27 protein-coding genes are annotated in these 25,838 nt (G+C 50.7%); 10 read left to right on the forward strand and 17 right to left on the reverse strand.

Annotated elements, in window-relative coordinates:
* The first annotated feature begins 80 nt into the window (after nt 1-80).
* The 3 genes from hrpA to RRV97_RS10385 all read left to right on the forward strand — a co-directional run bounded on the left by hrpA (nt 81) and on the right by RRV97_RS10385 (nt 6,215).
* A complete protein-coding gene (gene hrpA / locus RRV97_RS10375; RefSeq protein ID WP_315611464.1) occupies nt 81-1,475 on the forward strand; it encodes an ATP-dependent RNA helicase HrpA in 1,395 nt (464 codons plus the stop codon).
* 138 nt (nt 1,476-1,613) lie between these two features.
* Entirely contained in the window at nt 1,614-3,191 is a 1,578-nt protein-coding gene (gene lpt3, locus RRV97_RS10380; RefSeq protein WP_315611465.1) for a lipooligosaccharide phosphoethanolamine transferase, read from the forward strand.
* Between the two features lie 66 nt (nt 3,192-3,257).
* Entirely contained in the window at nt 3,258-6,215 is a 2,958-nt protein-coding gene (locus tag RRV97_RS10385) for a DUF3418 domain-containing protein (protein WP_315611466.1), read from the forward strand.
* 40 nt (nt 6,216-6,255) lie between these two features.
* Here RRV97_RS10385 and RRV97_RS10390 read toward each other — a convergent pair whose 3' ends face one another.
* The 4 genes from RRV97_RS10390 to RRV97_RS10405 form a co-directional block, all read right to left on the reverse strand.
* On the reverse strand, nt 6,256-8,025 hold the full coding sequence (locus tag RRV97_RS10390) for a retron Ec67 family RNA-directed DNA polymerase/endonuclease (RefSeq protein ID WP_315611467.1): 1,770 nt from the start codon (nt 8,023-8,025) through the stop codon (nt 6,256-6,258).
* A 575-nt stretch (nt 8,026-8,600) separates the two neighbouring features.
* Nucleotides 8,601-9,371 (reverse strand): ParA family protein, encoded by a 771-nt coding sequence (locus RRV97_RS10395; RefSeq protein ID WP_049336841.1) that lies wholly within the window; start codon nt 9,369-9,371, stop codon nt 8,601-8,603.
* A 67-nt stretch (nt 9,372-9,438) separates the two neighbouring features.
* Nucleotides 9,439-10,068 carry a 16S rRNA (guanine(527)-N(7))-methyltransferase RsmG gene (gene rsmG, locus RRV97_RS10400; RefSeq protein ID WP_036493627.1) on the reverse strand — a complete coding sequence of 210 codons (630 nt, stop codon included), beginning with the start codon at nt 10,066-10,068 and terminating at the stop codon, nt 9,439-9,441.
* A gap of 82 nt (nt 10,069-10,150) precedes the next feature.
* Nucleotides 10,151-10,645, reverse strand: coding sequence for a hypothetical protein (locus RRV97_RS10405; protein WP_315611468.1), 495 nt, complete (start codon nt 10,643-10,645; stop codon nt 10,151-10,153).
* 431 nt (nt 10,646-11,076) lie between these two features.
* Here RRV97_RS10405 and RRV97_RS10410 point away from each other — a divergent pair, with 431 nt between their 5' ends.
* The 3 genes from RRV97_RS10410 to RRV97_RS10420 all read left to right on the forward strand — a co-directional run bounded on the left by RRV97_RS10410 (nt 11,077) and on the right by RRV97_RS10420 (nt 13,909).
* Nucleotides 11,077-12,549 carry a malate:quinone oxidoreductase gene (locus tag RRV97_RS10410; protein ID WP_315611469.1) on the forward strand — a complete coding sequence of 491 codons (1,473 nt, stop codon included), beginning with the start codon at nt 11,077-11,079 and terminating at the stop codon, nt 12,547-12,549.
* 141 nt (nt 12,550-12,690) lie between these two features.
* Nucleotides 12,691-13,473 carry an indole-3-glycerol phosphate synthase TrpC gene (trpC, locus tag RRV97_RS10415; RefSeq protein WP_315611470.1) on the forward strand — a complete coding sequence of 261 codons (783 nt, stop codon included), beginning with the start codon at nt 12,691-12,693 and terminating at the stop codon, nt 13,471-13,473.
* A 64-nt stretch (nt 13,474-13,537) separates the two neighbouring features.
* Nucleotides 13,538-13,909, forward strand: coding sequence for a DUF488 domain-containing protein (locus tag RRV97_RS10420; RefSeq protein WP_315611471.1), 372 nt, complete (start codon nt 13,538-13,540; stop codon nt 13,907-13,909).
* 206 nt (nt 13,910-14,115) lie between these two features.
* On the opposite strand, the gene RRV97_RS10425 is transcribed toward RRV97_RS10420, so the two are convergent.
* From RRV97_RS10425 to argG, 7 genes are all read right to left on the reverse strand, one after another.
* Nucleotides 14,116-14,937: a hypothetical protein gene (locus RRV97_RS10425; protein WP_315611472.1), complete on the reverse strand. Its 822-nt coding sequence runs from the start codon at nt 14,935-14,937 to the stop codon at nt 14,116-14,118.
* Nucleotides 14,900-15,085 (reverse strand): hypothetical protein, encoded by a 186-nt coding sequence (locus tag RRV97_RS10430; protein WP_315611473.1) that lies wholly within the window; start codon nt 15,083-15,085, stop codon nt 14,900-14,902. Before RRV97_RS10430 ends, RRV97_RS10425 begins: the two co-directional genes overlap by 38 nt.
* 130 nt (nt 15,086-15,215) lie before the next feature.
* A complete protein-coding gene (locus tag RRV97_RS10435; RefSeq protein WP_315611474.1) occupies nt 15,216-15,848 on the reverse strand; it encodes a DUF421 domain-containing protein in 633 nt (210 codons plus the stop codon).
* A gap of 14 nt (nt 15,849-15,862) precedes the next feature.
* Nucleotides 15,863-16,312, reverse strand: a complete 450-nt coding sequence (locus RRV97_RS10440; protein ID WP_315611475.1) for a DUF3290 domain-containing protein — start codon at nt 16,310-16,312, stop codon at nt 15,863-15,865.
* Nucleotides 16,313-16,441: 129 nt separating this feature from the next.
* Nucleotides 16,442-16,657, reverse strand: coding sequence for a hypothetical protein (locus tag RRV97_RS10445; RefSeq protein ID WP_049330864.1), 216 nt, complete (start codon nt 16,655-16,657; stop codon nt 16,442-16,444).
* A complete protein-coding gene (locus RRV97_RS10450; RefSeq protein ID WP_003749376.1) occupies nt 16,650-16,865 on the reverse strand; it encodes a DUF4177 domain-containing protein in 216 nt (71 codons plus the stop codon). Before RRV97_RS10450 ends, RRV97_RS10445 begins: the two co-directional genes overlap by 8 nt.
* 43 nt (nt 16,866-16,908) lie before the next feature.
* Nucleotides 16,909-18,252, reverse strand: a complete 1,344-nt coding sequence (gene argG / locus RRV97_RS10455; protein WP_036493659.1) for an argininosuccinate synthase — start codon at nt 18,250-18,252, stop codon at nt 16,909-16,911.
* 110 nt (nt 18,253-18,362) lie between these two features.
* Between argG and RRV97_RS10460 the strand changes: the two genes are divergently transcribed.
* The 3 genes from RRV97_RS10460 to RRV97_RS10470 are packed head-to-tail and all read left to right on the forward strand — an operon-like array spanning nt 18,363 to nt 20,752.
* Nucleotides 18,363-19,163, forward strand: coding sequence for a competence/damage-inducible protein A (locus tag RRV97_RS10460; protein WP_315611476.1), 801 nt, complete (start codon nt 18,363-18,365; stop codon nt 19,161-19,163).
* Complete coding sequence (locus RRV97_RS10465; protein ID WP_315611477.1) at nt 19,163-19,789, forward strand: phosphatase PAP2 family protein; 627 nt, start codon at nt 19,163-19,165, stop codon at nt 19,787-19,789. The genes RRV97_RS10460 and RRV97_RS10465 overlap by 1 nt, the downstream gene beginning before the upstream one ends.
* A 12-nt stretch (nt 19,790-19,801) precedes the next feature.
* Nucleotides 19,802-20,752, forward strand: coding sequence for a YheT family hydrolase (locus tag RRV97_RS10470; RefSeq protein ID WP_222571338.1), 951 nt, complete (start codon nt 19,802-19,804; stop codon nt 20,750-20,752).
* A 94-nt stretch (nt 20,753-20,846) separates the two neighbouring features.
* Here the strand turns inward: RRV97_RS10470 and RRV97_RS10475 are convergent, their stop codons facing one another.
* The 6 genes from RRV97_RS10475 to RRV97_RS10500 all read right to left on the reverse strand — a co-directional run bounded on the left by RRV97_RS10475 (nt 20,847) and on the right by RRV97_RS10500 (nt 24,694).
* The gene (locus tag RRV97_RS10475) at nt 20,847-21,143 is read right to left on the reverse strand and encodes a helix-turn-helix domain-containing protein (RefSeq protein ID WP_003680641.1); all 297 of its coding nucleotides are present in this window, start codon (nt 21,141-21,143) and stop codon (nt 20,847-20,849) included.
* 404 nt (nt 21,144-21,547) lie between these two features.
* On the reverse strand, nt 21,548-22,327 hold the full coding sequence (gene map, locus RRV97_RS10480) for a type I methionyl aminopeptidase (protein ID WP_036493672.1): 780 nt from the start codon (nt 22,325-22,327) through the stop codon (nt 21,548-21,550).
* Nucleotides 22,328-22,390: 63 nt separating this feature from the next.
* Complete coding sequence (locus RRV97_RS10485) at nt 22,391-22,996, reverse strand: hypothetical protein (RefSeq protein ID WP_315611478.1); 606 nt, start codon at nt 22,994-22,996, stop codon at nt 22,391-22,393.
* A 67-nt stretch (nt 22,997-23,063) separates the two neighbouring features.
* Complete coding sequence (locus RRV97_RS10490; RefSeq protein WP_070615178.1) at nt 23,064-23,675, reverse strand: BON domain-containing protein; 612 nt, start codon at nt 23,673-23,675, stop codon at nt 23,064-23,066.
* Between the two features lie 73 nt (nt 23,676-23,748).
* On the reverse strand, nt 23,749-24,342 hold the full coding sequence (locus RRV97_RS10495) for a phosphoheptose isomerase (protein ID WP_315611479.1): 594 nt from the start codon (nt 24,340-24,342) through the stop codon (nt 23,749-23,751).
* Nucleotides 24,343-24,346: 4 nt separating this feature from the next.
* On the reverse strand, nt 24,347-24,694 hold the full coding sequence (locus RRV97_RS10500) for a YraN family protein (protein WP_315611480.1): 348 nt from the start codon (nt 24,692-24,694) through the stop codon (nt 24,347-24,349).
* Nucleotides 24,695-24,759: 65 nt separating this feature from the next.
* Here RRV97_RS10500 and rsmI point away from each other — a divergent pair, with 65 nt between their 5' ends.
* Nucleotides 24,760-25,647 (forward strand): 16S rRNA (cytidine(1402)-2'-O)-methyltransferase, encoded by an 888-nt coding sequence (gene rsmI / locus RRV97_RS10505; protein WP_315611481.1) that lies wholly within the window; start codon nt 24,760-24,762, stop codon nt 25,645-25,647.
* The last annotated feature ends 191 nt before the right edge of the window (nt 25,648-25,838 follow it).

Below are 25,838 nucleotides of genomic sequence, written 5' to 3' on the forward strand. Positions count from 1 at the left end.
AAACTTGAAAGCAAGCAAGTTTCAGACGGCCTTTTGCTATAATTCCATTCTTTTCACATTATTTAATTCATTGCACCATCATGCCGCAACCCGATTTCGCCCAAACCCTCTCCAAAGACCGCTATTTTCTGCAATCCGCCTTTAAAAACCCAAAAAAATACGGCGGCTTGGCCAAGGTTGAAGAAAAATACAAAAAATCGCACGATCTTTATCTGCAACGCCTGTCCAAACTGCCCAAACCTGAGTTCGACAACACGCTGCCCGTTCACGAAAAACTCGACGAAATCAAAAAAGCCATTGCCGAGAATCAGGTAACGATTATTTGCGGCGAAACCGGTTCGGGCAAAACCACGCAGTTGCCCAAGATTTGTTTGGAACTCGGACGCGGGGCAGCGGGGCTAATCGGGCACACCCAGCCGCGCCGTTTGGCCGCGCGCTCCGTGGCAGAGCGGATTGCCGAAGAGCTGAAATCCGAAATCGGCAGCGCGGTCGGCTATAAAGTACGCTTTACCGACCACACCTCGCGCGATGCCTGCATCAAGCTGATGACCGACGGCATCCTGTTGGCAGAAACCCAGGCCGACCGTTATCTCACCGCCTACGACACGATTATCATAGACGAAGCGCACGAGCGCAGCCTGAACATCGACTTCCTCTTGGGCTATTTGAAACAGCTCCTGCCGCGCCGCCCCGACTTGAAAGTCATCATCACCTCGGCAACCATAGACGCAGAACGCTTCTCACAACACTTCAACGGCGCGCCCGTGCTGGAAGTGAGCGGACGGACGTATCCCGTCGAAATCCTCTACCGACCGCTGACCAGCAAAGACGAAGACGATGCAGAAGTCGAGCTGACCGACGCGATTGTCGATGCAGCCGACGAATTGGCGCGCTACGGCGAAGGCGATATTTTGGTGTTCCTGCCGGGCGAACGCGAAATCCGCGAAGCGGCAGAAGCCCTGCGCAAGTCCACGCTGCGCCGCAACGACGAAATCCTGCCCCTGTTCGCGCGCCTGTCGCACGCCGAACAGCACAAAATCTTCCACCCCTCAGGCGCGAAACGCCGCATCGTGTTAGCAACCAACGTCGCTGAAACCTCGCTCACCGTGCCGGGCATCAAATACGTCATCGACACCGGCCTCGCGCGCGTCAAACGCTATTCCGCACGGGCGAAAGTGGAGCAGCTTCATGTCGAAAAAATCTCCCAAGCCGCCGCCCGCCAACGCTCCGGCCGCTGCGGCCGCGTCTCCGCAGGCGTATGTATCCGACTGTTTTCAGAAGAAGATTTCAACAGCCGCCCCGAATTCACCGACCCCGAAATCGTCCGCAGTAACCTCGCCGCCGTCATCCTGCGCATGGCATCGCTGAACCTGGGCGATGTGGCGGCATTCCCGTTTTTAGAAATGCCCGATTCACGGTATATCAATGACGGTTTTCAGGTGTTGCTGGAATTGGGAGCGGTAGAGGTCGTCTGAAAATAAAAACTTTCTTCATAAAAAGGCAGGCCATGTTTCATTTTCAGACGGCCTAAATCATTGAGAAACTAAAAACTATTGAAAAGGGAATATTGGGTTTTAAAACTCAATCGGTAAATTTTTTATTGTGAAATATTAATGATGAAAAAATCTTTCCTCACGCTTGTTCTGTATTCGTCTTTACTGACTGCCAGCGAAATTGCCTATCGTTTTGTATTCGGAATTGAAACCTTACCTGCGGCGAAAATTGCGGAAACGTTTGCGCTGACATTTGTAATTGCTGCGCTGTATCTGTTTGCGCGTTATAAGGCGACGCGTTTGTTGATTGCGGTGTTTTTCGCGTTCAGCATCATTGCCAATAATGTGCATTATGCGGTTTATCAAAGTTGGATGACGGGCATCAATTATTGGCTGATGCTGAAAGAGGTTACCGAAGTCGGCAGCGCGGGCGCGTCGATGTTGGATAAGTTGTGGCTGCCTGTGGTGTGGGGCGTGTTGGAAGTCGTGCTGTTTTGCAGCCTTGCCAAGTTCCGCCGTAAGACGCATTTTGCCGCCGATATTGTGTTTATTGCGGCGATGTTGCTGATTTTTGGACGTTCATTCAGTACGACGCAGGAACACGGTATTTCGCCCAAACCGACATACAGTCGTATCAAAGCCAATTATTTCAGCTTCGGCTATTTTGTCGGGCGCGTATTGCCGTATCAGTTGTTTGATTTAAGCAAGATTCCTGTGTTCAAACAGCCTGCGCCAAGCAAAATCGGGCAGGGCAGTGTTCAAAATATCGTTTTGATTATGGGCGAAAGCGAAAGCGCGGCGCATTTGAAACTGTTTGGCTACGGGCGTGAGACTTCGCCGTTTTTGACCCAGCTGTCGCAAGCCGAATTTAAGCCGATTGTGAAACAAAGCTATTCCGCCGCTTTGATGACGGCTGTGTCCCTGCCCAGCTTTTTCAATGCGATACCGCATGCCAACGGCTACGAGCAAATCAGCAGCGGCGATACCAATATGTTCCGCCTCGCCAAAGAGCAGGGCTATGAAACGTATTTTTACAGCGCGCAGGCGGAAAACGAGATGGCAATTTTGAACTTAATCGGTAAGAAATGGATAGACCATCTGATTCAGCCGACGCAGCTTGGCTACGGCAACAGCGACAATATGCCTGATGAGAAACTGCTGCCGCTGTTTGACAAAATCAATTTGCAGCAGGGCAAGCATTTTATCGTGTTGCACCAACGCGGTTCGCACGTTCCATACGGCGCATTGTTGCAGCCTCAAGATAAAGTATTCGGCGAAGCCAATATTGTGGATAAATACGACAACACCATCCACAAAACCGACCAAATGATTCAAACCGTATTCGAGCAGCTGCAAAAGCAGCCTGACGGCAACTGGCTGTTTGCCTATACCTCCGATCATGGTCAGTATGTGCGCCAAGATACCTACAATCAAGGCACGGTGCAGCCCGACAGCTATCTTGTGCCACTGGTGTTGTACAGCCCGGATAAGGCCGTGCAACAGGCTGCCAACCAAGCTTTTGCACCTTGCGAGATTGCCTTCCATCAGCAGCTTTCAACGTTCCTGATTCACACACTGGGCTACGATATGCCGGTTTCAGGTTGTAGCGAAGGCTCGGTAACGGGCAACCTGATTACAGGCGATGCAGGCAGCTTGAACATTCGCGACGGCAAGGCGGAGTATGTTTATCCGCAATAAGCGGCGTGAAAACCAATAAAGATAAATTTAGATGATGTCGGGGATAGATGCCCGACCGACAAGACTATGCAAAATATGAAAAACCAAGCACGCAGATCAGGCACGGATGCCCGATCCAACCCAGCCAATGTTTCAGACGGCCTGCAAAACAGTTCGGGCCATATCGGTGCCAATACGCGCTACCGCCTGACCAAGCTCGGCGAACAAATGGCGCGTCTGCCCATCGACCCGAAAATCGCGCGTATTTTGTTGGCGGCGAAGAAACACGACTGCATGGCAGAAATATTGGTGATCGCGTCCGCGCTGTCGATTCAAGACCCACGCGAGCGGCCTTTGGAAGCGCGCGATGCCGCCGCCAAGGCACACGAGCGCTTTACCGACAAGCAATCCGATTTCCTTGCCTATCTGAACATTTGGGACAGTTTCCAGCGCGAGCGTGATAAAGGTTTGTCCAACAAGCAGCTGGTGCAGTGGTGCCGCCAATATTTCCTGTCGCACCTGCGGATGCGCGAATGGCGCGAGCTGCACCACCAGCTTGCCCAAACCGCGATTGAAATGGGTTTGACCACCAAAGAAGCCGCGTTTAGACAACCTCCTTCCCAAGAACAATTAAGGCCGTCTGAAAGTCAAGGCGACCAAGATTTGGCGGCCAAACTCAAACAAAAACAACTGGACAAGAAACAACACCGCGCCCAAATCCGCGCCGCCAAAGAAGCCGGTTACGAACAAATCCACCGCGCCCTGCTGACCGGCCTTATCGCCAACGTCGGTATGAAATCGCCCGACGGCAACGACTACACCGGCGCGCGCGGCAGCCGCTTCCACCTTTTCCCCGCCTCAGCCCTGTTTAAAGCCAAACCCAAATGGGTGATGGCGGCAGAATTGGTTGAAACCACGCGCCTTTACGCGCGCGACGTCGCCGTTATCCAGCCCGAATGGATAGAGCAGGAAGCGCCGCACCTCGTCCGCTACCACTATTTCGAGCCACACTGGGAACAAAAACGCGGCGAAGTCGTCGCCAGCGAACGCGTGACGCTTTACGGCCTGACCGTATTGCCGCGCCGCCCCGTGTCTTACGGCAAAGTTGCGCCCGAAGAAGCGCGCGAAATCTTTATCCGCGGCGCATTGGTGGCACAGGAAAGCAATCTTCAGACGGCCTTTTTTGTTCACAATAAAAAGCTGATTAAAGAAATTACCGAACTCGAACACAAATCGCGCAAGCAAGACGTATTGGTCGATGACGAAGCCCTGTTTGCGTTTTATAACGAACGGCTGCCCGAGCTGGTGTGGAAAGACGCGAAAGGCGGCGTTTGGGGAAGCGAAGAGGGCGAACAAACCCAGTCGGATAATGTAACCGGACAAAACGGACAAGCAAACCAGCGAAACGCAGGGCGTGTGGCGCAAGCCGCGCACGCGGATTCCAAAGATGCGGACAACCGCGAGCGCGAACCGAGTTCACATACCCGACAAAATGTTTCAGACGACCCCAAACCCAAAAAGCAGCCAGCATCTCAAAAAGGCCGTCTGAAACCATTGCCCCTTGCCGATATCCGCACCTTTGAAGCCTGGCTCAAAACCGCCGAGCGCGACAATCCGCGCCTGCTGTTCCTCAGCCGCGACGATCTGATGCAACACGCCGCCGCGCACATTACCGAAGAGCAGTTCCCCAAATTCTGGCAAACCGCAGACGGCAAGTTCAAACTTTCCTACCGCTTCGAGCCGCACCATCCGCTCGACGGCGTGACCATGACCGTGCCGCTGACCGTCCTCAACCGCCTGCACGCGCCGTCGCTCGAATGGCTGGTGCCTGGTATGTTGCGCGAAAAAATCCAGCTGCTGATTAAAGCCCTGCCGAAGCAAATCCGCCGCATTTGCGTGCCCGTACCCGATTTCATCACCAAATTCCTCGAAAGCAATCCCGACCGTCAAGCGGCCATCATTCCCCAGTTGGCGCACTTTATCGCCAAAAGCGCAGGCGATATGCGGATTCTCGAGCAAATCGACCAAGACGCATGGGCGGCGCAAGAATTGCCCGAACATTGCTATCTGAATCTGCGCATTATCGACGACGGCGGACAAGAGCTTGCCGGCGGTCGCAAACTGCACGAATTGCAACAACAGCTCGGCCAAGCCGCCGCCGTTACCTTCCGCGACAACACCCAAGAATTCGAGCGCGACAACGTTACCGCATGGGACATCGGCACCCTGCCCGAATCCATCAAGTTCGCACGCGGCAAACAACAGCTCACCGGCTACCTCGGCCTGCAAAAAGAAAAAGACGGCCGCATCGCCCTGCGCCTGTTCGACACCATAGAAGCCGCCGAACAGGCACACCGTCAAGGCGTGATCGAATTGATGAAGCTGCAATTAAAAGAGCAGGTAAAAGATTTAAACAAAGGCATCCAAGGCTTCACCCAAGCCGCCATGCTGCTCAAACACATCAACGCCGACACCCTGCGCGACGACCTCACCCAGACCGTCTGCGACCGCGCCTTTATCGGCGAAGACGAGCTGCCACGCAACGAAAAAGCCTTCAAAGAACAAATCAAACGCGCCCGCAGCCGCCTGCCCGCCGTCAAAGAAGCCCTCAGCCGCTACTTGCAGGAAACCGCCGCCGCCTACGCCGAACTGAACGGCAAACTCGGCAAACACCCATTGACCCACCTTCTAAGACTACGCCTGCAAACCCTGCTCGCCGCCGGTTTCGCCACCCGAACCCCGTGGGCACAATGGCCGCGCCTCCCCATCTACCTCAAAGCCATGACCCTGCGCCTCGAAAAATACAGCGGCAACCCATCACGAGACGCCGCCCGCGAAGCCGATATACAGGAGTTGGAACAAATGTGGCAGGAAAAAACGGATAGCTTGATAAAACAAGGACAACCCGTTTCAGACGACCTCGCTGCGTTTAAATGGATGATTGAAGAATTGAGGGTGTCACTGTTTGCACAGGAATTGAAGACACCGTATCCGGTGTCGGTGAAGCGGTTGTTGAAGGAGTGGGGGAGTTTGGATAAAGGGTAAAAAGAAAGGTCGTCTGAAAGTTTCAGATGACCTTTCGGTTCTAAACAGAAGCACTATTTTGATAAAAATGTTGTTTGATTTCATCTAGTATTTCAAATATTTTCTTGAACTCTGAAAAATTAAAATGAGTAGAGTGTTTCGTAACGTATTTTGCGAAAACGGTTTTGGGATATACTTTATTCCTAAATTTTATATTTTCATGATTTTCATCATCTACTTTAATTTTTCCAACAGAAATATGAGATAATAAATTTTCAATACAAGTCATCTCTGATATATTCCTGAATGTTGGTTTTTTATTTTCTAAGGTTAATGGTCTTAATAGAACTAAATAAATATTTTCTCTAACATGAACCCATTGTTGCCCATCTTTCATGTTGTGAGTCTCAGGAATATTGTTTTTTGATTTCCCATTTTTATCTTTAACATCTAACCCTTGGTCATAATCAAGAACAAATATAACAGGATGTTTGCTTTTAATTTTCAGATTTTTTAAGTTTATAAAATAATCATTATATGCGTGTGAAAGAAAACTATTAATTAAAGCAGTTCCACCACCTAAGCTTATTTTTGTAAGTTCTGAGTTTATTGACTGAATAATATAGTTTTCTTTATATTCATTTGGATTAAGGATTTTATTTGCTAATTTAAAGTATATTGAGTCTGTTATTCCCTCTGGAAAAATTATTGGCTTCTCATTTCCAATAAAATATTTATAGAAAATTGCTTGTCTTAATAGTCTAATGCTGCGATTTGAGTTTTCTTTGTTATTAAAAGCGCACAAATAAGCAAATTTCCTTCTTTCTTCTTCCCATTCTTGAATAGACATATCATGGTGTTGTTTTAGATATTTAACTGACGCGACATAATTAAGTCGCCCAATTAGCTGATTTATTGTTCCTTCTTTATCACCAATTGAAAATTTCCCACTAGTGAATAAACTGTACAACATTGCTCTATTGTACTTCTGGTAATATTCAGATATGTTAAGAGTTTTATTAACAATAATACCTGTAACAGTTTGACGTTGTTTAGCAGAAAATAATCTGGTTTTCTTGTCGTTTATCTTAAACCCTGAATCCTCTATTACTCTTCTTAATCTATCACCAGCTTCCCATATAGAATTCTCACTGTTCCACCTTACTAAATCTTCATGAATTGGTTTGTTGGATGAAAATGTTAAATCATCAGCATATCTACTATAAGTTAATTTGTATTCTTTGGAAATTTTTACTAGCCTTGCATCCAACAAGTTACCAATGAGAGAAGCTATTATTGGTGATAACGGTGAACCTTGCGGCAAAAAAGTTTTATTATTTTTATCGCGAAAACATGCTAATTGAGCGATAGTTTTTGCAACTTTATCGTTTAATTTAAAATATTTGTCTGCTTTAAAAAAGTTACTAATTCTTCCATAGTGAATACTTCCAAAAAAATTAGATAAATCAATGTTTAATATATATTTTTTATTTCTGTGAATTTGTGCATTTGTTATAATAGATTTTTTTGTTTCAAAAGCATGATTACAGACTAAGTAGCTTGGATTTTCTTGTTGTATCTCTTGTATGCAAAAATTTAAAATAGTTGCAAACTTTTTCTGTAAGTCTTTTAACGGTTGAGGAGGAATAAGGATAGTTCTTTCTCCGCCTGATGCTTTGGGGATAATAAATGATGTATATTGTGAGAAATGATTAAGAGAATATATGGTATCCCAAAAGAGTTTGGTAGGAACTCCTAGTTCATTAGAAAAAATATTGACTAAATCGATGCCTGTTTTACATGATTTTAATTTTTTCAAGTAGTTAGACATGACTTTATAAGTTTCAAATGGTTATTGGATCGTTAAGAAGAGGCATAAATACTCTCATGCAGTCAAGAAAGATAAGGGTAATTAGCGACGAGTGCAGACTGCACGAGACGCGTTACCCTTGGCACATTGTTTTAAATTATCCCGAAGCAGGACAACAAATCTATTTATACCTCAAACTGTTATTTTACAGAAATTCCTAAAAAACACAATTTAAGTTGTTAAAATCTCATTTGACAAGATTGTTATCTGTTGGATTGCTAACTGGCTATCTCTTTTCCTAAAGGTTGTCTGAAACCCATTTTCAGACGACCTTTTGCCTCTTTGCCAAACAAATCTTCCCTCTACCCTCTCCCCAAACGTCGCCTGAACCAGCAAGCTGTAGCCTACATCAAACCGCGTGCGTGCCTTTGGGCACGCACCCTACCTATGAATCATAAAGAGTTTGAAATTTATACGTAGGGTGTGTGCGGTACGCACGCACGCGGTCTTTAAGAAATATTCTTTCCAATCAAACCAAAGGCCGTCTGAAAGTATTTCTCCACTTTCAGACGGCCTTTTTATATTCATATTTCTGTTTATTTTTCCAACCGTGCAATCAGTTCGTCGGCCAAATCGAGATAAGCCTGGGTGCCTTTGGCGTGGGCGTCGTAGGCGAGGGCGGGGAGGCCGTGGCTGGGGGCTTCGGCGAGGCGGATGTTGCGGGGGATGACGGTATCGAAGAGTAGGTTGCCGAAGTGTTGTTTGAGCTGTTCGCTGACTTCGACGACGAGGCGGCTGCGGCTGTCGTACATGGTGCGGACGATGCCGGTTACGTCGAGGTCGGGGTTGATGGCTTGGCGGATTTTGCGGACGGTGGCCACTAAGTCGGAAATGCCTTCGAGGGCGTAGTATTCGCAAAGCATGGGGACGATGACGCCGTTGGCGGCGACCAGGCCGTTGAGGGTGAGCAGGGTCAGGGACGGGGGGCAGTCGATGAGGACGTAGTCGTAGTCGTCGGCAACGAGCTGCAGGGCGTTTTTGAGGCGGATTTCGCGTGCGATTTCTTGGACGAGTTCGACTTCTGCGCCGGCCAGTGTGCGGTTGGCACCCAATACGTCGTAGCCGCCTTCTTTGCTGCGGACGACGGCGTTGGGGATGTCGGTTTCGCCAAGGACGACTTGGTAAACGCCGTTTTCGATGGTGGCTTTGTTGATGCCGCTGCCTGTGGTGGCGTTGCCTTGGGGGTCGAGGTCGACGACGAGGACGCGGCGGCCTTTGGAGGCCAGGGAGGCGGCTAGGTTGACGGTGGTGGTGGTTTTGCCGACTCCGCCTTTTTGGTTGGCGACGGCGAGGATTTGTGCGCTCATGTGCTTTGCTGTCGTGTTAAGTGTGGATGGCTGGATTGTACCGTTATTCGGTATGCTTGGGTTGTTTTCAGACGGCCTTTTTGCGGATGATGACGATATGGCGTTCGGCATTGAGTTGGGGGACGTGCAATGCTTCGACTTTTTCGACGGCGACGCTTTCGGGCAGTTTGTCGATTTCTTCTTGTGGGTATACGCCTTTCATGGCCGCCCAGTAGCCGCCGTCTTTGAGGAGGTGCTCGGTCCAGTTGACGAAGTCGGCGAGTTCGGCAAAGGCGCGGCTGGTGATGACGTCGGCGCGGCAGTCGGCGGCGGCTTCTACGCGGCCGCTGATGACGCGGACGTTTTTAAGGCCGAGTTCGATGACGGCTTGTTGTAAAAAGGCGGTTTTTTTGGTGTTGGCATCGAGGAGGGTGATGTCGAGGTCGGGGCGGCAGATGGCGGTGGGTATGCCGGGCTGTCCGCCGCCGGAGCCGACGTCGAGCATGGTTTGCGCGTGTTCGATATAGGGCAAGAGGGTCAGGCTGTCGAGCAGATGGTGGCTGACGGTTTGGGCGGGATCGCGCAGGGCGGTCAGGTTGTAGGTTTTATTCCACTTTTGCAGCAGGGCGGCATAGTCTAGCAGTTTGGCCTGTTTGGCTTCGTCGATGTCCAAACCCAGTGCCTGTATGCCGTCGCGGAGCTGTTGCGCCTGATTCATTTGTTATTCCTTATTGGTTAAAACGCGTTGGATGTAATGGTAACGGAAAGCATGCCGTCTGAAAATGTTTGCGCCTGTTGAATCAACGTTTCATTTTGTGAAAGACGATGGGCTGCTCCGGCGCACGCGTGAGCTGTTTGGGCAGGGTCAGCATGGCGATGATCCATACGGAGAGGGTGTAGTAGAACACGCCTTGCCCGCGCATACCGGCCAATGCGGCATTGCCTAAGATGGATTCAAAAATCAAGCCTGTCGCCGCCGAGGCACACGCTGCGACACCGGCAAGGAATAGGGCGTAACGCGAATGCCGGCGCATCATTTTTTTATACGCCAGCTTGGTCAGTCCGCCGGCAATCGGCAGGTTGAGGAAGGCAAACATGCCGCAGACAAACCATGCGACGGAATCCTGCCAGCCGCTTTGCCATGCCCATGCGCCGTCTTTGACCGTTATCAGCAGGCCTTGGCCGTCTGAAAAGGCGATTTGCACGATATTGTGCAATATCATCGCCAGCGGCAGGGTGAGGAACATCAGTGCCACCAATAGGGGGCGGTAGGGTTTTTCTTGTGTCAGATACATGGCGGTTTGCCTTGTTGTGGGATAAGTCGAAATGATAGCAGATTGGCGGTTGATTCACGTTTGTTAGCGCTGAAATTGCTGACAAAAACGGTCAATTAAAAAAGAAATGAAAAATTCTTTTTTCTTGGCAAACCTTGGCAGATAAAGGGTAGGAAAACGTTTTCAGACGGCCTAATCTCTTATTTTTATATGAACCGAACAGAAAATCTTTGCATTTCTCCGTAAAATCTACTAAATTCTCAATAACATATTATAAAGACCTGAAATCTGGAACCCAAACCGAAACTGCCTCCCGCCCTTTACGCTCGGAAACTCAGCAGGCAAAAAAGTTTCACACACTACAAAAACAAAACAATTCCTCTGAAATCAGTTGTTTATAATGATAGATAACCACAAGGCAAACCATGCCTGACTTTAGTAGGAGTAAAACCATGGCTGAAGCAACCGATGTCGTATTAGTAGGCGGCGGCATTATGAGCGCCACTTTGGGCGTATTGCTCAAGGAGCTCGAACCATCTTGGGAAATTACCCTGATTGAACGCTTGGAAGATGTGGCGTTGGAATCATCAAATGCATGGAACAACGCCGGTACGGGACACTCTGCCCTGTGCGAATTGAACTATGCCCCCCTGACTGCCGACGGTACGATCGATCCGACCCGCGCCCTCAATATTGCCGAACAATTCCACATCAGCCGCCAGTTTTGGGCGAGTTTGGTCGAAGAAGGCAAACTGGCCGACCGCTCTTTCATCAATTCCGTCCCCCATATGTCGCTGGTGATGAACGCCGATCATTGCGATTATCTGCAAAAACGTTTCGACGTGTTCAAAAACCAAAAACTCTTTGAAAAAATGGAGTTTTCTACCGACCGCGCCAAAATCACCGAATGGGCGCCGCTGGTCATCAACGGCCGTGATGAAAACCAATCCATCGCCGCCAACTACTCCGCCGAAGGTACGGACGTCGATTTCGGCAGCCTGACCCGCCAGATGGTCAAATACTTGAGCGACAAAGGCGTAAAAATCAAATTCAACCGCCATGTCGACGACCTCAACCGCGAATCGGACGGCGCATGGGTGCTGAAAACCAGCAGCACCAAAGACGATGACGACCCGTTGACACTCCGCACCCGTTTCGTCTTCCTCGGCGCAGGCGGCGGCGCACTGACCCTGCTGCAAAAATCCGGTATCCCCGAAGGCAAAGGCTACGGCGGCTTTCCGGTTTCCGGCCTCTTCTTCCGCAACAGCAATCCCGAAACGGCCGCGCAACACAACGCCAAAGTGTACGGCCAAGCCTCCGTCGGCGCGCCCCCAATGTCCGTTCCGCACTTGGATACCCGCAACGTGGACGGCCAACGCCATCTGATGTTCGGCCCGTATGCAGGCTTCCGCCCCAACTTCCTCAAACAAGGCTCGCTCATGGATTTGCCGATGTCCATCCACATGGACAACCTCTATCCTATGCTCCGCGCCGGTTGGGACAATATGCCGCTGACCAAATACCTCTTGGGCGAATTGCGCAAAACCAAAGAAGAACGCTTCGCCTCGCTGCTTGACTACTATCCCGAAGCCAACCCTGACGATTGGGAACTGATTACCGCCGGTCAGCGTGTGCAAATCATCAAAAAAGACCCGAAAAAAGGCGGCGTACTCCAATTCGGTACCGAAATCGTCGCCCATGCCGACGGCTCGCTGGCCGCATTGCTGGGTGCGTCTCCCGGTGCATCGACAGCAGTTCCGCTGATGATCAGACTTGTCCACCAATGCTTCCCCGATCATGCCGAATCATGGTCAGGCCGTCTGAAAGAATTGGTGCCCGGTTACGGTATCAAGCTGAACGACAATCCGTCTTTGGCAGACGAAATCATCAGCCACAACGCGACCGTTTTGGGCATACACCACTAATTGAAGCAAGCACAAAGGTGGGCATTCTTGCCCGCCTTTTTTCAAACCATTAAAATAACGGCATTCAAGCCGTCTGAAACCTAATCGGCAACGGCATGTTGCACGATTCAAACCCGAAAATCAGCCCAGTAGAAAAACGCCATGACCGATATTCTCAACAAAATCCTTGCCACCAAAGCAGAAGAAGTGGCCGCCCAAAAAGCCGCCGTTTCCTTGGAAGACATCAAAGCCCAAGCGCAGGCAGCCGCGCCGGTTCGCAGCTTTATCGGCTCGATCCGTGAAAAACACGCGCAGAATCTGCCCGCCATTATTGCCGAAGTCAAAAAAGCCAGCCCGAGCAAAGGCCTGATCCGTCCTGATTTTCATCCTGCCGAAATCGCCGCCGCCTATGAAAAAGCCGGCGCGGCCTGTTTGTCCGTGTTGACGGACGAACCTTACTTCCAAGGCTCGCCCGAGTATTTGAAACAGGCGCGTGCGGCCGTGGCGCTGCCGGTCTTGCGTAAAGATTTCATCATCGACGAATACCAAATCTATCAGGCGCGCGCGTGGGGTGCGGATGCAATTCTCCTGATTGCCGCCGCACTGGAAGCCGGGCAGCTTGAGCGTTTTGAAGCCGTTGCCCACGAATTGGGCATGACCGTATTGTTGGAATTGCACGATGCGTCCGAGCTGGAAAAATGCCGCAACATGACCACGCCGTTGTGGGGCGTCAACAACCGCAACCTGCGTACGTTTGAAGTAAGCCTGCAACAAACCCTCGACCTCTTGCCCGAATTAAACGGCAAAACCGTTGTTACCGAAAGCGGCATCCGCAACAAAGAAGACGTCGATTTCATGCGCGGCCACGGTGTGCATACTTTCCTGATCGGCGAAACCTTTATGCGAGCCGACGATATCGAAGCCGAAGTCAAAAAACTGTTTTAAACCCTAAAAAACATCAGGCCGTCTGAATTTTCAGACGGCCTGAATCCATTGGAGACGAGAAAAAATGTTTACCGTACAGCGCATTTACGCCTATCAACCCGATTCTAAACAAACCGCCGTCTTTATCGACCGCCTTTATCCGCGCGGCGTCCATAAAGAAGTTTTCGCTACGGCGCTTTGGCTGAAAGACATTACGCCCAGTGCAAACCTGCGCCGCTGGTATCATGAAAATCCGGCTCAAAATTTTGACGGTTTTGTCAGCCGTTATCACGAAGAGTTGCACAATGAAACTGCACAAGCCGCCATTAAGCGGCTGCTGGATTTGGAGCGGCAACACGGCAATATCCTGCTGCTGACCGCCGTCAAAGACCCCCGACATTCCCACGTCTCTGCACTGACTCAATTTTTGGGCACAACGTTTGAATATCGCGATTAGGTAAGGTATAGATGGAAATCTTGATTTAGGTGGTTTTTGTAGTAAACGGAAGTTAGCATTACTAACTTTTTGCTATTTTTCGTACTTGTTTTTATTAAAAGAATCTAAGATAGTACCTACTTTTAGGTTGTTTATATGGGGAAAACAGAGTTTTGGGGTAGAAAAAAGGCCATCTAAGAAATTTAAGATGACCTGTATTTGCGTACTTATTCCACTTTACGAAAAATCGCTAGTGGAGACACACCATATTCTTTTAGGCGTCGCCCCATCATGCCACGTAGATGCATAAAGGCTTCAACATAGCCACTTTCCATCTGTGTCATATATTTTAAAGCTGCACTATCAATTTCTGCCTCATCGTCTTTGTCAGGTACTGCATCTAAAACTGCTAAAATATGCCATTGGCCGGGAATTGTGATCGAATGTTTCATCACAAAGTCTAATGAATGTACCATTAGGTTACCTGCCGAAATTGTTCCCCAAGCTGAATTGTTATCATCAAATAATCGAAATTGTACTAATTTGGGCATTTGTTCAATTAAGTTAGCAAAAGCATCAAGTTCAGCTTGTTTGCTTTTTTTATTAATTTTATCGTTAGGAGTTTTTGAGGGCATTTCATGGATGTGCATATGCATTGCAGGCCGAATAAGCGAAGCCATTAGAGCATAATCCACAATTTGAAGTCTTCCTGAAAACAAAACGATCTGACCAAGCTTAGCTTTTTCTATATCTTTCTGAATCAATCCTAGCCGATTTAATTCCCGAATAACATTTAGAGGCATTGCACGGCTAGCATCAAAGTTACTTTGCATTGATTCTGATACCGAGCTTTGATTTTCAAGTCCTCCGGAAATAATTTTTGCACTGGCTCCCAATTGGTTTTTTTGTTGATCACTAACAGATTTAGTAATGACTTGATGAGTTAAAAGCCCATCTTTATCCAGTTGAGCATTGTATAAAGATAGGGCTTCATGATTAATATAAATAAAGTCATATAGGGAGTTTCCCACTACTTCGTCGTGTGCCATTTCTCATTTCCTGTATAATCCGTTGTTTTTTAGCTTCAAAAGCAGCATTACTTTTTTCTGCCTCATTAAAAGCTTGCTCTATACGCTGAGCTGTTTTAGGAGTTTTTACTTGTTTGGAAACAGCCTTTTTCAAATTTTTCAAAAACATGGCGATCTCCTACCAGTTAAAAGGTATTCTAACAATAACTTAATTTCCTATAGCTGTAAATAGTAAGTGGAGTAGAGATACTGTCAAGGCCGTCTGAAATCAAGGTTTCAGACGGCCTGCTATTTTCAAATCAAGAAGGATAACGGTGTGCCACCAATTTTCCGTCTATGTATTCGCCGATATAGACTTGTGAGGCTTCAAGGTGGAGGCGGTCAAGCTCTTGTTGCAGCCATTCTTCGTCACGCTTAATGATTTCGAGGATGTCGGGGTCGACTTGGCCGTCTGTAATCAGCGGATAGCGCAGGCTCTCGTCGCCGTACTGGATGACGGTGAGCTGGCCGTTTTGTTCCATCACGGCGCGTTTGACGGCAGAGATTTCGTAGATGCCGGCGGCGCGGAGTTTGAACATGAGGTCGTGTGCGCTGATGCCGTTTTTCATGCATTCATCGGTTTGGATTTTGCCGTTGACGATAACCCAGACGGATTTGCCGTCAATGATGGATTTGACCCAGCGGTTGTGGTTTTTGATGAATTTCAGGCTCAAGACCAACAGCGTCCACAAAATCAGCACGAGGAAAAATTGCAACAGGCCGACGCTGTCGCTGTAAATCACGCCGCCGATGATGCCGCCGAGTACATAGTTTTGCACTTGGTCCATGGCGGAGGTCGGCGCGAGGTTGCCTTTACCTAAGAGGTTGATTTGCAAAATCAAACCTAAAATACCCATCAGCAGTTTGAGGGCGAGCAGGGAGTATGCTTCCATGTGTGTGTATCCTGTTATTCTTTATCGATGAGTTTGATATTGTTGTTGACCAAATTGATGGGCGTCAGCGTGTAGGCGGAGAAGTCTTGATTGAAATGGACTTCGTAGTATTGGTTTTTGATGCCAATAATCATGCCGTTGAACAGGCGCGTGCTGTTGACGATGATGTCTTGTTTTTCGACTTTTTGGTTTTCAATCAAGGCATTGAGAAAGCCAACCATGTGCGAAGTATCGGCGGCAAAGTTTTGACGCTCGCTGTACGAAAGATATTGCGTGCCGCAGATGAGGATGAGCAGCAACAGCGCAATTATGCTCAGGTCGCGGTATTTGGTGTCCATGCGGTGGCGCAGGTATTGCGATACGGCGAGCAGGAGGATGACGAGGGCGGCGAAAATCAGGATGTATTTCAAGTAGTCGTTGAAATACATATGATTTTCAAGATAAAAGTGAGAAAAGAATTTCATGGTATTTGATAAATTTGGGAAGGGTAATAAGGCCGTCTGAAACTTACATTTCAGACGGCCTTGTCTATTAAACAAGGATGTTGCGTCAAGGTTTCGGATAAAGCATACATGGCGCTTCCCGAAGTAGTATCAGTTGATAAATCCGTCGTCTTTCATTTTCTTTTCGGAAAAATACTGGCTGATGACCAGTAAGCTGGCCAGAATAATAATGAAAAGACCTGCCATGGTCAGGGTGATTTTGAGAAACAAATCGGCATCGACGAAGGAAAACCAAAGTTGCAAAATCAAGAGCAACACCCAGCTGACGAACAATCCGAGACAGGCATAGACGCCGAGTTTAAACACGTTCTTTTTCCAAAATGACGACGTAGGCTTCACGCACGAAAAACAGCAGCATGCGGCGCTGGTCTTTTTCCATGGTAACGACCTTCCAGCCTTGTGAAGCATGGCTGTTGAGGAAATCGCTGAATTTGACCGGATTGATTTTGGCGCTGCCGAAAACCAAACTGGAAAGCAGGTTCTCTTGATAAATGACGGCTTTATATTCTTTCATTTTATTCCTTTGAAAAATCAGGGGGCTTTAAAGCCCCCTGATTCTACTCCTTATTATTCAATTGCGGTAATACGGAGCCTTCGCCCAAGGACAACAAACCGCTTTGCGAGTAAATACCCAGTTTGGCGCGGGTGTCGGTGATGTCGAGGTTGCGCATGGTCAGTTGGCCGATGCGGTCGAGCGGTGTGAACGCTGCGTCTTCGACTTTTTCCATACTCAGGCGTTCCGGTTGGTAGGTCAGGTTAGGCGATTCGGTGTTCAGAATCGAGTAGTCGTTGCCGCGGCGCAGTTCGAGGGTGACTTCGCCGGTGATGGCTTTGGCGACCCAGCGTTGGGCGGTTTCGCGCAACATGAGGGCTTGGCTGTCAAACCAGCGGCCTTGGTAGAGCAGGCGGCCGAGGCGCAGGCCGTTGATGCGGTATTGTTCGATGGTGTCTTCGTTGTGGATACCGGTGACCAAGCGTTCGTAGGCGATGTGGAACAATGCCATGCCCGGGGCTTCGTAGATGCCGCGCGATTTGGCTTCGATGATGCGGTTTTCGATTTGGTCGCTCATGCCCAAGCCGTGGCGTCCGCCGATGCGGTTGGCTTCGAGGAAGAGTTCGACGGGGTCGGCGTATTCTTTGCCGTTTAATGCAACCGGCACGCCTTCTTCAAAGCGCACGCTGACTTCTTCGGGTTTGACTTCGACGTTTTCGTCCCAGAAGGCAACGCCCATGATGGGTTTGACGATTTTGATGCCGCTGTTGAGGAACTCCAAATCTTTGGCTTCATGCGTCGCGCCGAGCATATTGGAGTCGGTAGAGTAGGCTTTTTCAACCGACATTTTGTAGTTGAAGCCGTTGGCAATCAGAAATTCGCTCATTTCGTGACGGCCGCCGAGTTCGTCGATAAATTGTTGATCGAGCCAAGGTTTGTAGATTTTCAACGCCGGGTTGGTTAACAGGCCGTAGCGGTAGAAACGCTCGATGTCGTTGCCTTTGTAGGTGCTGCCGTCGCCCCAGATATTCACATCGTCTTCTTTCATGGCGGAAACGAGCATGGTGCCGGTCACGGCGCGGCCCAAAGGCGTGGTGTTGAAATAGGCGATGCCGCCGGTGGAAACGTGGAACGCGCCGCATTGGATGGCGGCGATGCCTTCGTGTGCCAACTGCGCGCGGCAGTCGATCAGGCGGGCGTTTTCCGCACCGTATTCCATCGCTTTTTTAGGAATGGCGTTGTAATCGTCTTCGTCGGGCTGGCCGAGGTTGGCAGTATAGGCATAAGGCAGCGCGCCTTTGAGTTTCATCCACAACAGTGCGGCGGAGGTATCGAGGCCGCCGGAGAAGGCGATGCCGACTTTTTGACCGACGGGGAGATTTTGTAAAATGGTATGGTTTTGGCTCATGGGAATTTCTCCAGACTTGAAAAGTTGAAACCATTATCTTATAAATGGAATACATTGTCAGCAATTGGGCCGTCTGAATGTTCGGAGGGCCGTATTAAAGAAACTTCATCATGAACGCTTTTAACCTCATTATCATTGGCGACGAAATCCTGCACGGCAGCCGTCAAGACAAGCATTTCGCCTTTTTCAAATCTTTATTGGAATCGCGCGGGCTGAAGCTCAATCAGGTGCAATATCTGCCTGACGAACCTGATTTGCTGGTCAAACAGCTGCGCCGCAGCTTTTCAGACGGCTTGCCGACTTTCGTTACCGGCGGCATCGGCTCTACACCTGACGACCACACGCGCCAAGCCGCAGCGGCTGCTTTGGATTTGCCCGTCGTCCGCCATCCTGAGGCCGCCAAGTTTATCGAAGGCGTAACCTTGAAACGCGGCGAGCCGCTTGATTCGCCGGAACACGCCCAACGCCTGAAAATGGCGGATTTTCCCGAAGGCGCGGAATTGGTGCCCAATCCGTTTAACAACATCGCCGGATTTTCCATCCGCGGGCATTATTTCTTCCCCGGCTTCCCTGTGATGGCGCACCCGATGGCCGAATGGGTATTGGAAACTTATTACGCCGACCGCTTCAACCAAACCGAACGCGGCAGCCGCAGCGTGTATGTGTTCGACCAACCCGAATCGCGCATTACGCCGATTATGGAACATCTTGAGCGCACCTACGCCGGTGTCCGTTCGTACAGCCTGCCCACCGTGGGTCGTACCGATTCAGACGGCCGTTATATTCCGCCGCATATCGAGTTCGGCATCAAAGCGGAAGGCGAGGCCTGCCGCTTGCTGGATGCAGCGTGGGCAGATGCATTGCAGGGTTTGCAGGCAATTGGCGCGACTTTGAAAGAAACGGTGGAATAATGCACTTGTCTCCGGCCCAAGCCAAACGCGCACTGACTTTTGCCTCTTTGCTGTTTTTACCGCCGACCCTCGTTATCGGCATTTGGCTGGCGCAATATGGCGGCTTCGCTTTTGAGCCGCCGCTGATGCACGCCGTCCATGCCCACGCGGGAACATGGTTTGACCCGATTGCCACCGTGTTGCACTATCTGGGCAAAACCGCGATTGCCGTGCCGCTGATCGGCGCAGTCGCCGCAGCCCTGTATTTCGCCGATAAGAAGCGCGAAGCACTGTTTTGCGTGTTGGCGGCATTGGTGCCGACTTTGAACATGCTGATTGTGAAGGTATGGTTTGCCCGCGAACGTCCGCTGCTTTGGCCACGCCTGATTGAAGAGAGCAATTTTTCCTTCCCCAGCGGCCACAGCACGTTTTCCGCCGCCATTGCCGTCATGTTGATATTGCTTTGCCGCCGCACGCGCTACCGCCGCGCCGCTTGGGTGGTCGGTATTGCCTTTGCCCTGTTGACCGGGTTTTCACGCATTTATTTGGGCGTGCATTATCCCACCGATGTTTGGGCAGGTTGGACAAACGGCACGCTGACTGCCTTGCTGGTGTATATGCTTATCTTCAGGCCGTCTGAAAAATAGAAGAAACGAATTATGAATACACGTTCACCCAACACGCCTTATTGGCTCAGAAACGGCCATGCCGATACCCTGTTTGCCAAACTGCTGCAAGGCAAGGCGCCCGACTACCGCCGCGAGCTTCTGCCCGACAGCACCGGCAAAACCCAAGTTGCCTACGATTTTGTCGACAGCGCAGACCCCGATGCGCCGCTGGTGGTTTTGTTCCACGGACTGGAAGGCAGCAGCGAGAGCCATTACGCGGTCGAGCTGATGAAAGCCGTACAGCAGCGCGGTTGGAACGGCGTGGTTGCCCATTTCCGCAGTTGCGGCGGCATCGCAAACACCGCGCCCGTGTTCTACCACCTCGGCGATACGACTGAAATCGCCTTTATGCTCAACACGCTGGCCCGACGCTATTCAACCATTTACGCCGTCGGCGTTTCTTTGGGGGGCAATGCCTTGGCCAAATATTTGGGCGAGCAGGGCAGTAATGCCGTTCCGCGCGCTTCTGCCGTCGTTTCCGCGCCGGTTGATGCCGTGGCGGCCGGTACGCGTTTTGATCAGGGCATGACGCGACTGATTTACACGCGTTATTTTTTGAATTCGCTGCTGCCGAAAGCCCGAGCGATTCCTCAGTTTCAGACGGCCTTGAGCCGGCAAAACTGCAAAACGCTTGGCGATTTTGACGACCGCTTTACCGCGCCGCTTCACGGTTTTGCCGACCGCCACGATTACTACCGCCGCAATTCCTGCAAACCGTTTCTGAAAGGCGTGGATACGCCGTTGCTGCTGCTCAATGCCGTCAACGACCCCTTCTTGCCGCCGGAAGCCCTGCCGACCGGGCGGGACGTGTCCTCGGCCGTTACGCTGCTGCAACCGGCATACGGCGGTCATGTCGGCTTTGTCAGCCGCGATCGGGGCCGTCTGAATCTGCAATGGCTGCCGCAAACGGTGTTGGACTATTTCAAGCAGTATCAGCCGTAAAGGAGAAAGGATATGTATGCGACATGCCCTTAGAGTGTAGAAAGTAAAAAGGCCGTCTGAAAACGAATTTCAGACGGCCTTTTGAATGGCTTGATTATTTGCCTTTGTTGTCGGCTTTGGCTTCTTTTTTCAGAGAAGCGTACAACTCAGGGTCGCGGTTTTTCAGCAAGGACGCAACGGCCAAGTCGTCACGGTTTACTTTAGCCAAATCGACGCGCTCGATGTGTACCAAACGCAGCAATTCGCGTACAGGTTTTGGCATATTGCGGCCGGATTCGTAACGGGAACCACCGGATTGAGTCACACCGATGCGGCTCCAGAAGTCCATTTGGTTCAGGCCGAGTTTTTTACGGATATCGCGGATGTTTTCAATTTTTTCGAACGATTTCATGAATCTTCCTTATTGTGGTATTTGTTGCATGCCTCTAGGCATAAAAATGGGTCTGCAAGAATGCCGGCATCCCTTTTCCTGTAGGCTTTTGGGGTGATATGTGGGCGTATTGCAAATGACTGATCTAGATAATTAGACAGTATATTCGAAAGAAGTTTGCCGCTGTTTGCCATAATTTGTGTAAATATTTCTTAATTCATTATTTCGTATAATTTTTGGCATATAAATCATCAAATTATGCGGTTATCTTAAATATGGCGTGGGCAAATTTTTACATAACTAAACAATTCATTATGGGTAAAAACTTAATTTTGAGCTTTTATTCGGTTTGACGGGTCGGGAAAACGGATAAATTTCAGGCCGTCTGAATCTGTATTTTTAGACGGCCTGAAAATTTTTCAAGTTTAAGGCTTGCCGGTGGCAGGGCTGATGGTGAGGATTTCGTAGCCGGTTTCGGTAACCAAGACTTCGTGTTCCCATTGGGCGGAGAGGGAACGGTCTTTGGTGACCACTGTCCAACCGTCGTTTAGGATGCGTAGGTGGCGTTTGCCTTGGTTGATCATCGGCTCGATGGTGAAAATCATGCCTGGTTTGAGGACGAGGCCCTGACCTTTGCGGCCGTAGTGGACCACTTGCGGCGCTTCGTGGAAACCGCGGCCGATGCCGTGGCCGCAGAATTCTTGCACTACGGAGTAGCCGGCATTTTCGGCAACCTGTTGGCAGGCATAGCCGACGTCGCCGAGGGTGGCGCCGGGTTTGACTGCTTCGATACCCGCCATCATGGAGGCGTGGGTCACGTCGATCAGGCGCTGGGCAATCGGGGAGACTTTGCCGACGGTAAACATGCGGCTGGAGTCGCCGTGGAAGCCGTCTTTTTTGATGGTCAGGTCGATGTTGACGATGTCGCCTTCTTTCAGCGGCTTGTCATCGGGAATACCGTGGCAGATGACGTGGTTGACGGAGGTGCAGCAGGATTTCGGGTAGGGCGGGTTGCCGTAGTTGAGGGGAGCCGGATAACCGCCTTGGACGTTGACGTGGTAGTCGTAAACGAGTTTGTCGATTTCGTTGGTGGTGACGCCGGGTTTGACGAATTGGCCGATGTAGTCGAGGGCTTCGGCGACCAAGCGGCCGAGTTCGCGCATTTTTTCGATTTCTTCGGGGGTTTTGATGATGACTTTGTCCATGAGGTTTCCTTCTTGTTTCAGACGGCATGGGGGCCGTCTGAACGGGACGGGTGTGCCGTCTGTTTAAAACAGGTTGTCGAGATTGTCTTTATTGCGCGGTTTGGTTTGTGGTTTGGCCTCAGGCTCGGCTTTGGGAGTCGGTTTGGACTCGGGGGCTTTGGCTTTTGCCGGTTTGTTTTCTGCTGCTTGTGCGGCCGGTTTGTTTTCTGCGGCTTTGTTTGCTACCGGCTGGCTGTCTGTTTGAGGTGTGTTTTGAGCGGCAGGGCTGTTGTTGTCAGATGGTGTGTTTTCTGATTTGTCGGCTTCAGCGCGTTTGTTTTCTGTGCGTTTGCTGCGGTGTGCAGCGGGGCGGTCGGTTTTTACACCTTCTTCCGCTTTTTCGCCTTTTTCGTCCTGTGGGACGACAGGATTGCCGGAGATGGTTTTTGCGTCGCCGTCTTTGGCAGGCTGAACGGTTTCAGGTTCGACTGCGCCGTTGGGGCGCCAAACTTCAATGCGTGTGTCGGTTTGTTCGGCAGGGCTTTTTTCGGGTACATCGGTTTTACTGGAGTTTAGGGTACTGAATACGCCGGCAACAAGGGCTGCGACGGCGATAAAGCTGACAAGGAATAAAGCGCGGATTAGGTGTTTGGGCTTAAGTTGGAAAGGGGTTTTATTATTCTTGGACATGACGTGGCAGGTAATTGTTGGAGGAATGGCCGTCTGAATATTCAGACGGCCCCGGGTTGCCTGTGAATCAGTTGGCAACGTAGTTTTGATAGAGGGTGACGACTTTTTGTACGCCTACGGTCGTGCTGACTTTTTGGGTCACGCGAGCTTGTTCGTCAGGCGTGAGGATGCCCATGACATAGGTCACGTTGCCGTAAGTTACGATTTTGACGCGTGCTTGGGTGGCCGGGCTGAGGCCCAACAGGGCGGCGCGGACTTTGGATGTACCCCAAGTGTCGTTGGTCACGTCGCCGAGCGAACGCGCTTGCGAGGCGACGGTAATGTAGTTGTACACGCCTTCTGCGGCTTGTTCGGAACGGGCGATGCGTTCGACAAATTGTTTTTCGCCTTCGGTGGCCACTTGGCCGAGCAGGAGCAGGTGGCGGTTGTAGCCGACAACGTTCAGTTTGGGCGTGTAGCCTTGGACTTGGTTGTTTTGGCGCAGGTAGGAGCGTGCGGTGGTTTCGACGCGCAAGGCCATAACGTTGTCGTCGGTTTGCGCGCCGGTGGTGCGGCGGTCGACGGCGGATTTGGTGCCGACGGCTGCACCGCCGATCAGTGCGCCGACGCAGCCGCTCAGACTCAGGCTCAAGAGGGTCGCTGTCAGAACGGGGAGGGCGTAGCGTTTGATGTTCTTCATATCCTTTTCCTTGGGTATGGACGGGTGGGCGTTCAGACGGCCTTTAAGGGATGGGCCGTCTGAAAAGAAAGGGTTACATGCCTTCAAGCAGGACGGAGTCGATGCAGTCGCACATGGCGTGTATCAGCAAAATATGGTTTTCCTGAATGCGGGCAGTGCGCGGATAAGGGACGTTGAGCAAAACGTCGGTATCTTTGAGCATGGCGGCGATTTTGCCGCCGTCGCGGCCGGTCATGGCGATGACGTGCATATCGCGTTCGTGTGCCGCTTTGATGGCTTCGATGACGTTTGCGGAGTTGCCGGAGGTGGAGATGCCGACCAATACGTCGCCGGCACGTCCGAGTGCGCGCACTTGTTTGCTGAATACATGGTCGAAACCGTAGTCGTTGCCGATGGCGGTCAGGGCGGAAGTGTCCGTTGTCAGCGCGACAGCGGCCAATTCCATGCGCTCTTTTTCAAAACGGCCGGTCATTTCGGCGGCGAAGTGTTGCGCGTCGGCAGCCGAACCGCCGTTGCCGCAGACCAGGATTTTGCCGTCGTTCATCAGGCATTGCAGCATCAGCTCGGCTGCCTGTGCGGTCGGCTCGACCAGTACTTTTTCAGCTTCCTGCTTGGCACGGATGCTCTCGGCAAAATGTGCGGAAACGCGTTCTTGTAATGTTGTCATGAGGTTAACCTGTAATATTTTGAATCCATTCGGGCGGGCCGTCGCCCTCGATCAGTACCGCGTCCAGGCGGCAGGGCGCATGGTTTAACCCGTGCTTTTGCAGATAATACTCTACACTTCGTTGCAATTTCAATAATTTGGACGGCGAGATGCTGTATGCGGCACCACCGAAACCTCGGTTTTTGCGGTATTTTACTTCAACAAACACAATCGTACCGCCGTTTTTGACGATTAAATCGATTTCGCCGTAGGCGCAATGCCAGTTCCGTGCCAGCAGCGAGCAGCCTTTGGTCTGTAGGAACGCCAGTGCCGCATCTTCGGCCGCCGCCCCCTGTTTGTGGTTTAAGCGCATGAAAAGTTTACCCGTTATATAATTATTGTTTTTAAAGAAACGCCGTTTCAGACGGCCTTGAATCTATGTACACAAAACACCTGCAAAAAGCCGTCGACAGCATCGAAAAACAGACATTATACGTTGTCGCCACACCCATCGGCAATTTAGCCGACATAACGCTGCGTGCGCTGGCCGTGCTGCAAAAGGCCGACATGATCTGCGCCGAGGATACCCGTGTTACCGCCCAGCTTTTGAGTGCGTACGGCATTCAGGGCAAACTCGTGAGCGTGCGCGAACACAACGAGCAGCAAATGGCCGATAAAATCATCGCCCATCTTTCAGACGGCCTGAGCGTCGCCCAAGTTTCGGATGCGGGCACGCCAGCGGTGTGCGATCCGGGTGCGAAACTTGCCGCCCGCGTGCGCGAAGCCGGATTTAAAGTAGTGCCTGTGGTCGGCGCAAGCGCGGTCATGGGGGCGTTGAGCGTGGCTGGTGTGACGGAATCCGATTTTTACTTCAACGGTTTCCTGCCGCCTAAGGCCGGCGAGCGCCAAAAGCTGCTGGCCAAATGGGCAGAAGCCGATTTTCCGATTGTGATGTTTGAAACGCCGCACCGTATCGAAGCAAGCCTTGCGGATATGGTCGCGCAGTTCCCCGAACGCCGTTTGACTTTGGCGCGCGAAATCACCAAAACGTTTGAAACCTTCCTCAGCGGCACGGTTGCCGAAATCCAAGCCGCCCTTAAAAACGACAGCAACCAAACGCGCGGCGAGATGGTGCTGGTGTTGCACCCTGCCGTGAAAGAGAAACACAGCGATTTGCCCGAGGCGGCGCAAAACACGATGAAAATCCTTGCGGCCGAGTTGCCGACCAAACAAGCCGCCGAGCTTGCCGCCAAGATTACCGGCGAAAGCAAAAAAACCTTGTACGATTTAGCGTTGGAGTGGAAACGGATTTCAGACGACGCTTGAGGTCTTGCAGGCTTATTTTTCTCAACTTGTGGTGTGAACAATGCGACGATTTCCTACAGGCAAAAGGCTGGGTATTGTTCGTTATCCGTTTGCCGGTTCTACAGGCTTTATATAGGTAAAGTTCTGTTTGCCACATTGCTCCCCCCCCCCTTGTAATTTACAATGACACTGCATACAACTAGTATGTTCTT

It is taken from the genome of Neisseria sp. DTU_2021_1001991_1_SI_NGA_ILE_055, from assembly GCF_032342915.1.
Lineage (GTDB): Bacteria > Pseudomonadota > Gammaproteobacteria > Burkholderiales > Neisseriaceae > Neisseria.

Excerpts from the sequence above, each read along its gene's own strand:
- hrpA (WP_315611464.1), top strand. The coding sequence starts at position 81 with ATGCCGCAACCCGATTTCGCCCAAACCCTCTCCAAAGACCGCTATTTT.
- lpt3 (WP_315611465.1), top strand. The coding sequence starts at position 1,614 with ATGATGAAAAAATCTTTCCTCACGCTTGTTCTGTATTCGTCTTTACTG.
- RRV97_RS10385 (WP_315611466.1), top strand. The coding sequence starts at position 3,258 with ATGCAAAATATGAAAAACCAAGCACGCAGATCAGGCACGGATGCCCGA.
- RRV97_RS10390 (WP_315611467.1), bottom strand. The coding sequence starts at position 8,025 with ATGTCTAACTACTTGAAAAAATTAAAATCATGTAAAACAGGCATCGAT.
- RRV97_RS10395 (WP_049336841.1), bottom strand. The coding sequence starts at position 9,371 with ATGAGCGCACAAATCCTCGCCGTCGCCAACCAAAAAGGCGGAGTCGGC.
- rsmG (WP_036493627.1), bottom strand. The coding sequence starts at position 10,068 with ATGAATCAGGCGCAACAGCTCCGCGACGGCATACAGGCACTGGGTTTG.
- RRV97_RS10405 (WP_315611468.1), bottom strand. The coding sequence starts at position 10,645 with ATGTATCTGACACAAGAAAAACCCTACCGCCCCCTATTGGTGGCACTG.
- RRV97_RS10410 (WP_315611469.1), top strand. The coding sequence starts at position 11,077 with ATGGCTGAAGCAACCGATGTCGTATTAGTAGGCGGCGGCATTATGAGC.
- trpC (WP_315611470.1), top strand. The coding sequence starts at position 12,691 with ATGACCGATATTCTCAACAAAATCCTTGCCACCAAAGCAGAAGAAGTG.
- RRV97_RS10420 (WP_315611471.1), top strand. The coding sequence starts at position 13,538 with ATGTTTACCGTACAGCGCATTTACGCCTATCAACCCGATTCTAAACAA.
- RRV97_RS10425 (WP_315611472.1), bottom strand. The coding sequence starts at position 14,937 with ATGGCACACGACGAAGTAGTGGGAAACTCCCTATATGACTTTATTTAT.
- RRV97_RS10430 (WP_315611473.1), bottom strand. The coding sequence starts at position 15,085 with ATGTTTTTGAAAAATTTGAAAAAGGCTGTTTCCAAACAAGTAAAAACT.
- RRV97_RS10435 (WP_315611474.1), bottom strand. The coding sequence starts at position 15,848 with ATGGAAGCATACTCCCTGCTCGCCCTCAAACTGCTGATGGGTATTTTA.
- RRV97_RS10440 (WP_315611475.1), bottom strand. The coding sequence starts at position 16,312 with ATGAAATTCTTTTCTCACTTTTATCTTGAAAATCATATGTATTTCAAC.
- RRV97_RS10450 (WP_003749376.1), bottom strand. The coding sequence starts at position 16,865 with ATGAAAGAATATAAAGCCGTCATTTATCAAGAGAACCTGCTTTCCAGT.
- argG (WP_036493659.1), bottom strand. The coding sequence starts at position 18,252 with ATGAGCCAAAACCATACCATTTTACAAAATCTCCCCGTCGGTCAAAAA.
- RRV97_RS10460 (WP_315611476.1), top strand. The coding sequence starts at position 18,363 with ATGAACGCTTTTAACCTCATTATCATTGGCGACGAAATCCTGCACGGC.
- RRV97_RS10465 (WP_315611477.1), top strand. The coding sequence starts at position 19,163 with ATGCACTTGTCTCCGGCCCAAGCCAAACGCGCACTGACTTTTGCCTCT.
- RRV97_RS10470 (WP_222571338.1), top strand. The coding sequence starts at position 19,802 with ATGAATACACGTTCACCCAACACGCCTTATTGGCTCAGAAACGGCCAT.
- RRV97_RS10475 (WP_003680641.1), bottom strand. The coding sequence starts at position 21,143 with ATGAAATCGTTCGAAAAAATTGAAAACATCCGCGATATCCGTAAAAAA.
- map (WP_036493672.1), bottom strand. The coding sequence starts at position 22,327 with ATGGACAAAGTCATCATCAAAACCCCCGAAGAAATCGAAAAAATGCGC.
- RRV97_RS10485 (WP_315611478.1), bottom strand. The coding sequence starts at position 22,996 with ATGTCCAAGAATAATAAAACCCCTTTCCAACTTAAGCCCAAACACCTA.
- RRV97_RS10490 (WP_070615178.1), bottom strand. The coding sequence starts at position 23,675 with ATGAAGAACATCAAACGCTACGCCCTCCCCGTTCTGACAGCGACCCTC.
- RRV97_RS10495 (WP_315611479.1), bottom strand. The coding sequence starts at position 24,342 with ATGACAACATTACAAGAACGCGTTTCCGCACATTTTGCCGAGAGCATC.
- RRV97_RS10500 (WP_315611480.1), bottom strand. The coding sequence starts at position 24,694 with ATGCGCTTAAACCACAAACAGGGGGCGGCGGCCGAAGATGCGGCACTG.
- rsmI (WP_315611481.1), top strand. The coding sequence starts at position 24,760 with ATGTACACAAAACACCTGCAAAAAGCCGTCGACAGCATCGAAAAACAG.